Raw genomic sequence first — 13,077 nt, forward strand, 5'->3', positions numbered from 1 at the left:
CCAAGATCTGCGATTGTGCGGTACGAGGGGGGCCTTGCCGCAAGCCCCCCGGTGCGCTATACGTTGAGAGTGGCGAGGAGGCGGTGACGCTCCTCGCTTTTCTTGTATCCGTCACTCGGCTTTCGTCACTCGGCTTTCGTCACTCCGCTCTCCTCACTCCGCGAAGTGCGCCCGCAGCCGCTCCTGTGCCCGGGCGTCGGCCCCCACCCGGTCCAGGCCCAGCAGCGCCGCGCCCAGCACCGGCCGGGCCCGGACCACGCGCGCCGCCGCCTTCGGGGCGCGGGCCGCCAGCCGCTCCCGTATCCCGTCGTCGAGCTGTGCGTGGCCGGCGGTGAGGACACCCCCGCCCAGCAGGACCGGGGCCTCCTCCGTCAGCAGGTCAAGGCGTGTGAGGGCCACCGTCGCCAGGGCCACCACCTCCTCGGCCAGGCGGTCGACGATGCCCCGGGCGACCGCGTCCCCCGCGGCGGCCGTCGCGAAGAGCACCGGCGTGAGCTCGTGGCGCCGGTGCGGTGCGAGGCGTTCCAGGTGCAGCGCCTCGATCAGGTCGTACATCGTGCCCAGGCCGAAGTACGCGGGCAGGGTGCGCGCCAGGTCGGTGGGCGCGCCCCGGCCGTCCTCCGCGCGCGCCGCGCTCCACAGGGCCTCCTCCGCCAGGCCCCAGCCGCCGCCCCAGTCGCCGGAGATGCGCCCGATGGCCGGGAAGCGAGCCGTGCGGCCGTCGGGGCGCATGCCGACGCAGTTGATGCCGGCGCCGCACACCACGGCCACTCCGCGCGGCTCGGCCACGCCGGCCCGCAGGATCGCGAAGGTGTCGTTGCGGACCTCCACCGTGTCGCCCCACGCGCGCGCGTGCAGCGCGGCGGCGAGCTGCTCCTCCTCGACCGGCAGGTCCGCGTTGGCCAGGCACGCCGACACGTGCGCGACCGTGTCCACGCCCGCCACCTCGTACGCGCGCGTGACCGTCGCGGCCAGCTCCCCGACGGCCGCCGCGACGCCCACGGCGGGCGGCCGGAAGCCGCCGCCGCGGGCCGTGGCCAGGACCCGTCCGTCGGCCGCCACCACCGCGACGTCGGTCTTGCTGTTGCCCGCGTCGATGGCGAGGACGCTTGCGGTCAGGCCCACGCGAGGTGCTCCCGGTTGTGTGCGATCAGTTCGTCGGCGAGGCGGTCGGCGTACGCGTGCTGCCCGATCAGGGGGTGCGCGAGCAGCGCGCGGACCACGCGGTCGCGCCCGCCGCGCAGCGCCGCCTCCAGCGCCAGGTCCTCGTAGGCGGTCACGTGCGCCATCAGGCCCGCGTACAGCGGGTCCACGCGCGGCACGGGCAGCGGGGAGGCGCCCTGCGCGCCGACGGCGGCCTGCACCTCGATCACCGCGTCCGCGGGCAGGAACGGCAGCGTGCCGTGGTTGTAGGTGTTCACCACCTGGTAGGGGCTGCCGCCCCCGCCGAGCAGTGCCGCCGCCAGGTCCACGGCCGCCTCCGAGTAGAAGGCACCGCCGCGCCGCGCCAGCAGCTCAGGCTTCTCGTCCAGCGCCGGGTCGCCGTACATCTGGAGCAACTCGCGCTCCATCGCCGCCACTTCGGCGGCCCGGGGCGGCTTGGTGCGCTGCTCCTCGACGACCTCGTCGTGGGCGTAGAAGTAGCGCAGGTAGTACGACGGGACCACGCCGAGCCGGTCCAGCAGCGACCGGGGAAGGCGCAGGTCGGCCGCGATCGCCTCGGCGTGGCCGGCCAGCAGCTTGGGCAGGACGTCCTCGCCCTCGGGGCCGCCGAGGCGCACGCCCGTCTCCCACGTCAGGTGGTTCAGGCCCACGTGGTCCAGGTGCACCTGCGCCGGGGACACCCCGAGCAGCGCCGCGAACTTGCGCTGGAAGCCGATGGCCACGTTGCACAGCCCGACCGAGCGGTGGCCGGCCTTCAGCAGGGCCCGGGTGACGATGCCGACCGGGTTGGTGAAGTCGACGATCCAGGCCCGCGGGTTGGTGCGGCGGACCCGCTCGGCGATGTCGAGGACGACCGGGACCGTGCGCAGCGCCTTGGCCAGGCCGCCGGCGCCGGTCGTCTCCTGGCCGACGCAGCCGCACTCCAGGGGCCAGGTCTCGTCCTGTTCCCGGGCGGCCTGGCCGCCGACGCGCAGCTGCAGCAGCACCGCGTCGGCGCCGTCCACGCCCGCGTCCAGGTCGGTCGTGGTGACGATCCGGCCGTCGTGGCCCTGCTTGGCGAAGATGCGCCGGGCCAGGCCGCCGACCAGGTCGAGCCGGTCGGCGGCCGGGTCGACCAGCACGAGTTCCTCGACGGGCAGGGTGTCCCTGAGACGGGCGAAGCCGTCGACGAGTTCGGGGGTGTAGGTCGAGCCTCCGCCGACCACGGTGAGTTTCATATCCGGATCAACCCTTCACTCCGGTCAGCGTGACGCCCTCGACGAACGCCTTCTGCGCGAAGAAGAACACGAGGATCACGGGGGCCATGACCAGCACGGTGGCGGCCATGGTGAGGTTCCAGTCGGTGTGGTGCATGCCCTTGAAGGACTCCAGGCCGTAGGACAGCGTCCAGGCGCCGGGGTTCTCCGAGGCGTAGATCTGCGGCCCGAAGTAGTCGTTCCAGGCGTAGAAGAACTGGAACAGGGCCACCGCGGCGATGCCGGGCTTGGCCATCGGGACGATGACCCGCAGCAGGGTGCGCAGGTCGCCGCAGCCGTCGACCTTGGCCGCGTCGACGTACTCGTTGGGGATGGTCGTCAGGAACTGCCGCAGCAGGAAGATCGAGAACGCGTCGCCGAACGCCATGGGCACGATCAGCGGCCACAGCGTGCCCGACAGGTCGAGCTGCTTCGCCCAGAACAGGTACATCGGGATGACGACCACCTGCGGCGGCAGCATCATCATCGAGATCACCAGCATCAGCGCCAGGTTGCGGCCGCGGAAGCGGAACTTGGCGAGCGCGTACGCCACCGGCAGCGAGGAGACGACCGTGAGGACGGTCCCCAGCCCCGCGTACAGGAGGGTGTTGCGCCACCAGGTCAGGAAGCCCGGGGTGTCCAGCACGCGTTGGTAGTTGTCCCACTCCCAGGGGTGCGGGAGCAGGTCGCGGCTGAGCGCCTGGCTGTCGCTCATCAGCGAGGTCAGCAGGACAAACACGAACGGCAGGGTGAAGAACAGCGCGGCCGCGACGCCCAGCGCGTGCACGGCGATCCACTCCAGCAGCGCCCTGCGCCGGGCGGTGCGCCGCGCGTCGGGCGCCGGGGCGTCCAACGCGACGGGTTTGTCCAGTACTTGGGCCATGCGTCAGTCACCTGCCTGGATGAGCCCGCCCCGGCGCCGCATCAGCAACGCGGTGAACGCCATCGACAGGGCGAAGAGGACCAGGGCCACCACGCACGCCGAGCCGTAGTCGAAGCGCTGGAAGCCGAGGTTGTAGACGAGCTGGGGGAGGGTGAGCGTGGAGTGCTCCGGGTAGCCGGGCTCGAACATGGTGCCCGCGCCCTGGATGACCCCCGAGGCGACCTTTCCGGCCACCAGGGGCTGCGTGTAGTACTGCATGGTCTGGATCACGCCCGTGACCACGGCGAACATCACGATCGGCGAGATGTTCGGCAGCGTCACGAAGCGGAACCGCTGCCACGCCGAGGCGCCGTCCAGCTCGGCGGCCTCGTACTGCTCCTTCGGCACGTCCAGCAGCGCCGCCATGAAGATGACCATGAGGTCGCCGATGCCCCACAGGGCGAGCAGGGTCAGCGCCGGCTTGGACCAGGCGGGGTCGTTGAACCAGCCCGGCGCGGGCAGACCGACCTTCTCCAGGAGGGAGTTGACCGGTCCGGTCCCGGGGTTGAGCAGGAAGGCGAACGCCATGGTGGCCGCCACCGGCGGGGCGAGGTAGGGCAGGTAGAACAGCGTGCGGAAGACGCCCGTGCCGGTCCTGATCCGGGTGATCAGCAGGCCCACGCCCAGGCCGAACAGCACCCGCAGCGTGACCATCACCAGGACCAGCCAGAGCGTGTTGCGCAGCGCCGGCCAGAAGAAGGGGTAGTGCTCGAAGACGTACGTCCAGTTCTTCGTGCCGCTCCACGTCGGCGGCCGGAAGCCGTCGTAGTGCATGAACGAGAAGTACACGGTCGACAGGAGCGGGTAGGCGAAGAAGACCGCGAAGCCGATCAGCCAGGGCGACAGGAAGGCGATCGTCCGCAGGGCCGCGCGGCGGCGCTTGGCGGCGAGGGTGACGGTGCTCATGGCGGCGGGCCCCCGGGCTACTTCGCCTGCGCGATGTCCGTGTCGATCTGCGCGGCGGCCTTCTTCAGGCCGGCCCGCAGGTCGGTGACCTTGCCGCTCTCGTAGTCGTAGCCGAGCTGCTGGATCGTGGTGAGGTACACGCCGCCGTTGACGGTCGCCGGGGACGTCGTGGAGTGCGGGTTCGCGGCGATGTCCAGGAACGTCTTGAAGCGCGGGTCGTACTTCAGGTCCGGGGACTTCAGGGCGGCGAGCGTGGAGGGCACGTTGTGGATGGCGTTGGAGAAGCCCACCACCGCGTCCGTGTCGGTGGTCATGTACTTCACCAGCTCCCAGGCCGCGTTCTGCTTGTGGCTGGTGGCCGCGATGCCCGCGATGGTGCCGGTGATGTAGCCCTTGCCGTACTCGTCGGCCCGGTCGTCCGGGACGGGCAGCGGGGCGACGCCGATCTCGAAGCCGGGCTCGGCCTCCTCGGCCATGCCCAGGCGCCACTCGCCGTCGAGCTGCATGGCGACCTGGCCGGTGTGGAAGGGGTGCTTGGGCCCCCACTCGTCGCCGAGCCCGGAGCGGAACTTCTCCAGCTTCTTGAACCCGCCGAGCGAGTCGACCAGGTTCTTCTGCATCGTGAAGGCGGCGGCCACGGCCGGGTCGGTGGCGAGGGTCGACTTGCCGTCCTGGTCGAAGTACGTGGGCGAGAACTGGCCCAGGTAGTGCTCGGTCGTGCTCTCCCAGCCGTGGTAGTTCGGCATGAAGCCCAGCTGCTTGAAGCCGTCGCCCTGCGGGACCGTCAGCTTCTTGGCGTCCGCCGCGAACTCCGACCAGGTCTTCGGCGGCGCGGCGATGCCGGCCTTCCGGAACGCCGTCTTGTTGTAGTACAGGCCGTAGGCGTCGCCCAGCAGCGGGACGGTGCAGCGGTTCCCGTCGTACTGGGTGTACTCGTTCATCGCCTTCGGGAACGTCGTCTCCGGGTCGATCTTCGCCTTCTCGAAGAAGGGGTTGAGGTCGACCAGCGCGCCGGAGGAGCAGAACTTGCCCACGTTGTTGGTGGTGAACGAGGAGATCACGTCGGGCGCCTTGCTGCCGCCCGCGCGCAGCGCCTGGTTGATCTTGTCGTCGGTCATGTTGCCGACGACGGTCACGTGGATGTCGGGGTGGGTCTTCTCGAAGCCGGCGACCAGGTTCTTGACGGCCTCGACCTCGTTCGGCGCGCTCCAGGCGTGCCAGAAGGTGAGGGTCGTCTCCTTCGAGGCGTCGTCGTCGGCGCCGGCCGACGACTGGCCGGTGCAGGCGGTGGCGCACAGGGCCAGCGCCGTGACGGCACTCAGGGCGAAGGCCGCTTTCCGGGCGGCTCGGGGCAGGGATCGGGGCATGGCGGGACCTCCCGGTGGCGGGCGAGGACGGTGAGGGAAGGGCAGCAGCAGCGGTTGCGGGGGGTTGCGGGGGCTGAGGGGCCGGTGACGGGTCAGCGAGAGGTGTCGAAGACCTCGTCCCGGGTGGCCGCCAGCGCGCTCTCCAGCGCGCCGCGCAGCACGGGGTGTTCCTGGACGTCGCCGACGACGAGTTTCGGCCGGGACGCGGCCAGTTCCTCCAGTTCGGCCTGGACGAGGGCGCGCAGCATCTCGCCGCCGGCCGTCAGCGAGGCGCCGGACAGGACGACGAGTTCGGGGTCGAGGACGGAGACCAGCGAGGCCAGACCGGTCGCCAGCCGGGTCGCGTAGGTCTGCAGCAGCAGCCGGTGCGCGGCGGTGTCCTCGGCGGCGGCCCGGGCCACCAGGGCGGCCGCCGCCTCGGCGTACGGCCCGGACGGCACGTCGGCCAGGCCGAGTTCGCGCGCCAGCCGGGGCAGCGCCTGGGAGCCGGCCAGCTCCTGGTAGCCGCCGCTGTTCGCCTTGGTGACGTGCCGGACCAGCGGGGCGCCCGGGACCGGCAGGAAACCCACCTCTCCCGCACCGCCGGTCCAGCCGCGGTGCAGCCGGCCGCCGAGGACCAGGGCGGCACCGAGGCCCTCCTGGTTCCACAGCAGGACGAAGTCCTCGTGGCCGCGGGCCGCGCCGAGCCGCTGCTCGGCGAGCGCGACCAGGTTGACGTCGTTCTCGTACTCCACCGGCACCGGGAGGGCCGCCGCGAGGTCGTCCAGCAGGCTGGGGGAGTGCCAGCCCGGCAGGTGCGAGGCGTAGCGCAGCCGGCCCGTGCCCGGGTCGAACGCGCCGGGCGTGCCCACCACGATCCGGTGCACGTCGTCGCGGGTGAGCCCGGCGGCCTTGACCGCGCCGTCGAGCGCGTCGGTGACCTGCCGCACGACGGACCCGGCGGCGCGCCGGCCCGGGGTGGGCACTTCGTGGGTGGCCACCGTGCGGCCGGTGATGTCGGCGACGGCGGCCAGCACCCGGTCGGGGGTGACGTCGAGCCCGGCGACGTGGGCGGCGGCCGGGTTGACCTCGTAGAGCTGGGCGCTGGGGCCCGGCCGGCCCTCGCTGGTGCCGGTCGCCAGGACCAGCCCGGCGGCCTCCAGGCGGGCCAGGAGCTGGCTGGCGGTCGGCTTGGACAGGCCGGTGAGCTTGCCGATGCGGGTGCGCGACAGGGGTCCGTGCTCCAGCAGGAGGTCCAGGGCGGCACGGTCGTTCATGGCGCGCAGGACGCGCGGGGTGCCCGGCGTACCGGCGGTTCCTGCCATGGGTCTCGACACCTGCCTCTCCGGCTGCCCAGCTTCCCAGCGAGCCGGTCGCACCGTCCAGTCGCGATCACCGGCCGACGGTCCGCCGGCCGGAGATCACTGTTAGGAAAGTTTCCTATCGGGATGGGAGGAACGTAAGCCCCGGCGGAAGAGGGCGTCAATAGGCGACGCCGCCGAGGAGACGGAGTCGTTACCTCGGGGGCGTCGCGGAAGACGGGGGTGCGCCGGCGGGCGCGGCTACTTGCCGGGCGGGGCCGGCCGCTGCGGGGTGATCGGGGCCGTCGCCGCCACCTGCGGCGAGTCGGCGTTGGCGTACACGGACGGCGCGGCCGCCGCGGCCGCCGGGTCCGCGGCGGCGGCCTCGGCGTCCTCCACCGACGTCGCGCCGCCCACGATGCGGATGTCCGCCGCGTCGAAGGCCCGCTTGATGCGCCAGCGCAGCTCGCGCTCCACCGCCACCGCCTTGCCCGGCATGGTCTTCGCCGAGACCCGCAGCACCATGGAGTCGATGAGCACCGAGTCCAGGCCGAGGACCTCCACCGGGCTCCACAGGAACTCGTTCCAGGGCTCTTCCTTGCTCATCTTCTCGGCGACCTCGGCCAGCGTCGACCGGAGCCGGTCCAGGTCCTCGCTCGCCTTCACGGTCACGTCGACCCCGGCCGTGGCCCAGCCCTGGGAGAGGTTGCCGATCCGCTTGACCTCGCCGTTGCGCACGTACCAGATCTCGCCGCTGTCGCCGCGCAGCTTGGTCACGCGCAGCCCGACCTCGATCACCTCGCCGGAGGCCACGCCGGCGTCGATCGTGTCGCCGACGCCGTACTGGTCCTCCAGGATCATGAACACGCCCGACAGGAAGTCCGTGACCAGGTTGCGGGCGCCGAAGCCGATCGCCACGCCCGCGACACCGGCCGACGCCAGCAGCGGCGCCAGGTTGATCTTGAAGGTGGACAGCACCATCAGCGCCGCCGTGCCGAGGATCAGGAAGCTCGCCACCGAGCGCAGCACCGAGCCGATCGCCGCCGAGCGCTGCCGGCGCCGCTCGGCGTTGACCAGCAGCCCGCCCAGGCCGCTGCCGTCCAGGCTCTGCGGGGTGCGGCCCATCCGGTCGATCAGCTGGGTGATGGCCCGCCGCACCACCGCCCGCAGCGCCACCGCCACGACCACGACGAGCAGGATCTGCAGCCCCATCGCCAGCCACGTCGACCAGTTCTGCTCGACCCACCCGGCCGCGTTCGCCGCGCTCTCGTGCGCGTCCTCGAGCGTGGGCACCGACACCGCCGGCGACTGGGAGGGCGACGGCGACGGCGAGGGACCGGCGGCCAGCCGGAACACCGACGCGGACGACACAGACGACGAAAACGACGCGGACGACGCGAGGGACGCGTACGACGCGACAACGGACACGGCAGGAACCTCCAGGTGCGGTCCACCCGGCCGGTACGGCGGTCAGGGTCGTCGAGGTCACGGAAAGGTCACCGGACGGGCAGGTCCACCACACTAACGGGGCATCGTGTGCGGGTCCGACGGATGCGCCGCGGAGAGACCGTGCTCACCTGGGCTTGGACCCCGGCCGGTGCGGGGGATGCTCCGGGTGTGGTCGAAAACACTCCCAGCCCGTTACCGGGACATGGTGGCGCGTTCACCAGGCATGAGGGGAGACTGAAGCAGATCGTCCCGGCGCGAGCCACGCGCCGCCGGCGTACAAGGAGGCATCCGTGCCGCACGTCCTGGTCCTCAACGCGTCGTACGAGCCGCTCGGCGTCGTACCGCTCCGCCGCGCGCTCGTCCTCGTCCTCGAGAACAAGGCCGTCTGCCTCGAGGAGTCCGGCGCCTTCCTGCACAGCGCGACCGTCACCGTCCCCGCTCCCAGCGTGGTCCGGCTCAAGCGATTCGTACGGGTTCCCTACCGGGGGCCCGTTCCTCTGACCCGCCGGGCGCTGTTCGCCCGCGACGGGGGCCGGTGCATGTACTGCGGTGGCGTCGCAACCAGCGTCGACCACGTCATCCCGCGCAGCCGCGGGGGCAAGCACGTCTGGGACAACGTGGTGGCGTCCTGCCGCCGCTGCAACCACGTGAAGGCCGACCGCCACCTGGTCGAACTCGGCTGGCGGCTGCGCCACAAACCCGCTCCGCCCACCGGGCTGGCCTGGCGCATCATCGGCACCGGCCACAGGGACCCGCGCTGGCTGCCCTACCTCCAGCCCTACGGCGCGGACGACGCACTGGCCCGGATCGACGGCATCTCCGCCTGACGGTCCGGGCCTTCGCGTCCCCGGCCCGGAGGCCGCCCGTGGCCCCGGGCCGCGCGGTCGTGCGCGCGAGACCGCGCGGTCGTACGCGCGACGGGGCCGAGTCCTCGTGCGCGCGGTGGCACCCGCCCGGCGTTGGGCCGAAATGCCGGTCGTGTTCCCCTCCGGACGTCTGCCTCCGCCTTCACTGGGTAGGGCTGCGATAGCCCCTGACGACGCCGCACCCCGAGGAGGACACCGTGGCCGTGTCGGCCCGCCCCCTGATCCCGGCCCCGCCCGAACCCCCGGCGGAGCCCTCCTCCGCCGCACCCCAGGAAGGCGCCTCGGGCGCCGAGGGCACCCTCGCCGAGGCCCCGCTGACCAGCGAGCCCCCGCTGCCCGACGCCGAACCCCTCACCAGCGAACCGCCGCTCGCCGCCGCGGACCCCGACTCCACGAGGCCGTAGATGACCGCACCGCGTGAGGACGCCGCCCACCAGCAGCCCCCCGGCGAGGAGCTGTCCCGGCTCGCCGAGCTGCACGGTGTGGCCACCTCCTACAGCCCCTCCCCGGACCGCACGGTCCCCGCCACCGCCACGGCCGTCACCCGCGCCCTGGCCGCCCTGGGCGTCAACGCGAGCACCCCGCAGGCCCTGCGGACCGCGCTCGCCGACCGCGAGCGCCACCTGAGCGAACGGCTCGTGCCGCCGACCGTGGTCGCCTGGAGCGGCAGCCCGGCGCCCGCGCTCACCGCCCTGCCCGACGGCACCCGGCTGCACGTCACCACCGAGGAGGGCGAGACCCGCACGTCCCCGGACGGTCTCCCGCCCGGCGTGCACGAGCTGACCGCCACCGCGCCCGACGGCCGCACCGCCCACTCCCACCTCGTCGTCGCCCCGCCCCGGCTGCCCTCCGTGCCGGGACGCTCCCACGGCCTGCTCGTCCAGCTCTACTCCCTGCTGTCCTCCCGCTCCTGGGGCATGGGCGACCTCGGCGACCTCGCCGAGCTGACCGGCTGGGCCGGCCGGGACCTCGGGGTCGGCTTCGTGCAGGTCAACCCGCTGCACGCGGCCGTGCCGGGCGCACCCACCGACCCCTCCCCGTACCGGCCCTCCTCGCGCCGCTTCCCCGACCCCGTACACCTGCGCGTCGAGGACGTCCCCGAGTACGCCTACGCCGAGGACCAGGAGACCCTGCGCTCCCTGCGCGAGCGGGCGGCCCGGCTGCGCGCCGCCGTGCTGGAGAAGGGCGAACTGATCGACCGGGACGCCGTGTGGGACCTGAAGCGACAGGCCCTGGAGCTGGTCGCGCGCGTGCCCCTCGGCCCGGGCCGGCACGCCGCCTACCGCGCCTTCCTCGCCGAACAGGGCCAGGCCCTGGAGGACCACGCCACCTGGTACGCCCTGGCCGAGGTGCACGGCTCCGACTGGACCCGCTGGCCCGAGGGGCTGCGCGACCCGCGCTCCGCCGAGACCGCCCGTGCCCGCGCCGAGCTGGCGGACCGGGTCGACTTCCACCGCCGGCTCGCCTGGCTCACCGACACCCAGCTCACCGACGCCCAGCGGGCCGCGCGCGAGGCCGGGATGGCGGTCGGGATCGTGCACGACCTCGCCGTCGGCGTGCACCCCGAGGGCGCCGACACCTGGGCGCAGCAGGAGTACTTCGCGACCGGCATGTCCGTCGGCGCGCCCCCGGACGCCTTCAACGCCCGGGGCCAGGACTGGGGGCTGCCGCCCTGGCGCCCCGACCGCCTCGCCGCCTGCGGGTACGCGCCCTACCGCTCCCTCCTGCGCGCCCTGTTCCGCTCGGCCGGCGCCCTGCGCATCGACCACGTCATGGGCCTGTTCCGGCTCTGGTGGGTCCCCCAGGGCGAACCCCCGACCCAGGGCACCTACGTCCGCTACGACGCCGAGGCCATGCTCGCCGTCCTGGTCCTGGAGGCGTCCCGGGCCGGGGCCATGGTGATCGGCGAGGACCTGGGCACGGTCGAGCCGGGCGTGCGCGAGAGGCTGCGCGAGCGCGGGGTCCTCGGCACCTCGGTGCTGTGGTTCGAACGCGACTGGACCGGCGACGGCCGCCCGCTGCCACCGGAGAGCTGGCGCGCCGACTGCCTGGCCACCGCCACCACCCACGACCTCCCGCCCACGGCGGCCCGCCTCACCGGCGAGCACGTCGAGCTGCGCGACCGCCTGGGCCTGCTCACCCGACCCCTCGACGTCGAACGCGCCGAGGCCGCCGCCGACACCGCCGAGTGGCTGGCGGAGCTGGGCCGCCTCGGTCTGCTCGCCGGCTCGGGCGGGGACGGCTCCGGCGGGGACGGCTCGGGCGGGGACGGCTCCTCGGAGGAGGCCGAGGTGCAGGCCGTCCACCGGTTCCTGCTGCGCACCCCGGCCCACATGGTCGGCGTCTGGCTCCCGGACGGCGTCGGCGACCGCCGTCCGCAGAACCTGCCCGGCACCTGGGACCAGTACCCGAACTGGCGGCTGCCCGTCGCCGACGCGGAGGGCCGGCCCGTCACGCTGGAGGAGGTGGCGGCCTCACCCCGGATGCAGGCACTGATGGAGGTGCTGCGGGGCGACGGCCAGGACCTTCCCCCCGCCGGCGGGTCCCCGGCCGCCGGCGGGGGCGGCGCGCCGCCCGCCCCGGGCGACGGGTGAGGCCCGGGTGGAAGGGGCGCGCCGGGCCTCGCCCGGCCGCCCGGGCGCACTCATACGGCACCCCGGGCGCGCACCCCTTCCACCGGTTCGCTAACTTGGGCGTCGTGGACAAGAAGAACGCCCTGCGCGCCGGCGCCCTGGCTGCCGGTACGACGCTGATGATGCTGCTCATGTCGTCCCCCGCGCTCGCGCTGACGCGCGACGACGGCGACGACCCCGGTCCGGGCCTGAGCGTCATCGAGACGCTGGGCCTCTACGTCGTGGCCCCGCTCGCGCTGTTCGGGATCATCACCGGCCTGGTCATGGTCCTGGACAAGTCCCACCGCGCGAAGGACACCACCAGCTCCAACATCGACACCCGGGCCGACGCCAAGGCCTGACGCGGAGCGTCCGTCCGCCGCACTCCACCGAGGGCGCCGCCCCCGCCGCCGTACGCGCACACCACGCCGTACGACGACGGGGGCGGCGCCCTTGCCGTTGTGCCCCCCGTGCGGCGCCCCCGACCGGCCCCGGCGCGGTCGGCCCCGGCCCGGTCAGGGGCTCGGCGCCGTCAGGTACCGCTGCACGGTGGGCGCCAGCCACGCCACGATCTCCTGGCGGTGCAGCGCGGCGGCGGACGCCAGGCGCAGGACGTAGCGGGCGAGGGCGAGGCCGAGGAGCTGCGAGGCGGAGAGCGCGGCGCGCGTCGCGGCCTGCTCGGGGTCGGGGCAGACGGCCCGGGCGACGGGCAGGAGCTGGTCGCGGAAGATGTCCTGCACCCGCTCGGCCCCGGCCTGGTTGGTGACGCCGACCCGCAGCAGCGCGGTGAGCACCTCGTTGCTCTCCCACAGGTCGAGGAAGTGGGTGACCAGGGCCTCGCCGACCTCGGGCCGGGGGACGGCGGCGAGGTCGGGCAGCTTGAGGTCGACGGCGACGGCCGCCGCGAACAGGCCCTCCTTGCTGCCGTAGTAGCGCATCACCATCGAGGGGTCGATGCGGGCGTCGCGGGCGATGGCCCGGATGGTGGCCCGCTCGTAGCCGTCGGCGGCGAACCGCTCGCGGGCGGCGTGCAGGATCGCGGTGCGGGTGGCGTCGGAGCGGCGGGGCGACGGCGCGCTGCCGGTGCCGTTGTGGCCGGTGCCGTTGCTGTCGGTGCGGTCTGGCATGCCAACGAGCGTAGGCCAACAGGCGTGGGCAAACCAGTGTGGGCCGCATTTCGGCCATCTGGCCACTCCCGGCCGGGGTGACTCCTGCGAACAAATGTTGGCCAACAAGTGTATGCCAACAGATGTTGGCAATCCGTAGAGCGACCCCT

At 73.5% G+C, this 13,077-nt stretch carries 12 protein-coding genes; 4 read left to right on the plus strand and 8 right to left on the minus strand.

Annotated features, from left to right (window positions below):
- Window positions 1-153: 153 nt before the first annotated feature.
- The 7 genes from E4U92_RS00435 to E4U92_RS00465 form a co-directional block, all read right to left on the minus strand.
- Window positions 154-1,125, minus strand: coding sequence for an N-acetylglucosamine kinase (locus E4U92_RS00435; protein ID WP_137298200.1), 972 nt, complete (start codon window positions 1,123-1,125; stop codon window positions 154-156).
- Window positions 1,116-2,381: a 6-phospho-beta-glucosidase gene (locus E4U92_RS00440; RefSeq protein ID WP_137298201.1), complete on the minus strand. Its 1,266-nt coding sequence runs from the start codon at window positions 2,379-2,381 to the stop codon at window positions 1,116-1,118. Before E4U92_RS00440 ends, E4U92_RS00435 begins: the two co-directional genes overlap by 10 nt.
- Window positions 2,382-2,388: 7 nt before the next feature.
- A complete protein-coding gene (locus E4U92_RS00445) occupies window positions 2,389-3,282 on the minus strand; it encodes a carbohydrate ABC transporter permease (protein ID WP_137298202.1) in 894 nt (297 codons plus the stop codon).
- Window positions 3,283-3,285: 3 nt separating this feature from the next.
- Window positions 3,286-4,227, minus strand: a complete 942-nt coding sequence (locus tag E4U92_RS00450) for a carbohydrate ABC transporter permease (RefSeq protein WP_137298203.1) — start codon at window positions 4,225-4,227, stop codon at window positions 3,286-3,288.
- Window positions 4,228-4,244: 17 nt separating this feature from the next.
- Window positions 4,245-5,594, minus strand: a complete 1,350-nt coding sequence (locus tag E4U92_RS00455) for an ABC transporter substrate-binding protein (protein ID WP_137298204.1) — start codon at window positions 5,592-5,594, stop codon at window positions 4,245-4,247.
- A 92-nt stretch (window positions 5,595-5,686) separates the two neighbouring features.
- Window positions 5,687-6,898 carry an ROK family transcriptional regulator gene (locus E4U92_RS00460; RefSeq protein ID WP_137298205.1) on the minus strand — a complete coding sequence of 404 codons (1,212 nt, stop codon included), beginning with the start codon at window positions 6,896-6,898 and terminating at the stop codon, window positions 5,687-5,689.
- Between the two features lie 237 nt (window positions 6,899-7,135).
- Window positions 7,136-8,245 (minus strand): mechanosensitive ion channel family protein, encoded by a 1,110-nt coding sequence (locus E4U92_RS00465; protein WP_137298246.1) that lies wholly within the window; start codon window positions 8,243-8,245, stop codon window positions 7,136-7,138.
- 368 nt (window positions 8,246-8,613) lie between these two features.
- Here E4U92_RS00465 and E4U92_RS00470 point away from each other — a divergent pair, with 368 nt between their 5' ends.
- From E4U92_RS00470 to E4U92_RS00485, 4 genes are all read left to right on the plus strand, one after another.
- On the plus strand, window positions 8,614-9,150 hold the full coding sequence (locus tag E4U92_RS00470) for an HNH endonuclease (RefSeq protein ID WP_067236479.1): 537 nt from the start codon (window positions 8,614-8,616) through the stop codon (window positions 9,148-9,150).
- Window positions 9,151-9,386: 236 nt separating this feature from the next.
- Window positions 9,387-9,593 carry a hypothetical protein gene (locus E4U92_RS00475; protein WP_137298206.1) on the plus strand — a complete coding sequence of 69 codons (207 nt, stop codon included), beginning with the start codon at window positions 9,387-9,389 and terminating at the stop codon, window positions 9,591-9,593.
- A complete protein-coding gene (gene malQ, locus E4U92_RS00480; protein WP_137298207.1) occupies window positions 9,594-11,783 on the plus strand; it encodes a 4-alpha-glucanotransferase in 2,190 nt (729 codons plus the stop codon). It begins immediately after the preceding gene.
- Between the two features lie 104 nt (window positions 11,784-11,887).
- Entirely contained in the window at window positions 11,888-12,163 is a 276-nt protein-coding gene (locus E4U92_RS00485; RefSeq protein WP_137298208.1) for a hypothetical protein, read from the plus strand.
- A gap of 153 nt (window positions 12,164-12,316) precedes the next feature.
- Here E4U92_RS00485 and E4U92_RS00490 read toward each other — a convergent pair whose 3' ends face one another.
- On the minus strand, window positions 12,317-12,928 hold the full coding sequence (locus E4U92_RS00490; protein WP_137298209.1) for a TetR/AcrR family transcriptional regulator: 612 nt from the start codon (window positions 12,926-12,928) through the stop codon (window positions 12,317-12,319).
- Window positions 12,929-13,077: the final 149 nt, after the last annotated feature.

This window comes from Streptomyces galbus, from assembly GCF_005280195.1.
GTDB lineage: Bacteria > Actinomycetota > Actinomycetes > Streptomycetales > Streptomycetaceae > Streptomyces > Streptomyces galbus.

Excerpts from the sequence above, each read along its gene's own strand:
- E4U92_RS00440 (WP_137298201.1), bottom strand. The coding sequence starts at position 2,381 with ATGAAACTCACCGTGGTCGGCGGAGGCTCGACCTACACCCCCGAACTC.
- E4U92_RS00445 (WP_137298202.1), bottom strand. The coding sequence starts at position 3,282 with ATGGCCCAAGTACTGGACAAACCCGTCGCGTTGGACGCCCCGGCGCCC.
- E4U92_RS00450 (WP_137298203.1), bottom strand. The coding sequence starts at position 4,227 with ATGAGCACCGTCACCCTCGCCGCCAAGCGCCGCCGCGCGGCCCTGCGG.
- E4U92_RS00455 (WP_137298204.1), bottom strand. The coding sequence starts at position 5,594 with ATGCCCCGATCCCTGCCCCGAGCCGCCCGGAAAGCGGCCTTCGCCCTG.
- E4U92_RS00460 (WP_137298205.1), bottom strand. The coding sequence starts at position 6,898 with ATGGCAGGAACCGCCGGTACGCCGGGCACCCCGCGCGTCCTGCGCGCC.
- malQ (WP_137298207.1), top strand. The coding sequence starts at position 9,594 with ATGACCGCACCGCGTGAGGACGCCGCCCACCAGCAGCCCCCCGGCGAG.
- E4U92_RS00490 (WP_137298209.1), bottom strand. The coding sequence starts at position 12,928 with ATGCCAGACCGCACCGACAGCAACGGCACCGGCCACAACGGCACCGGC.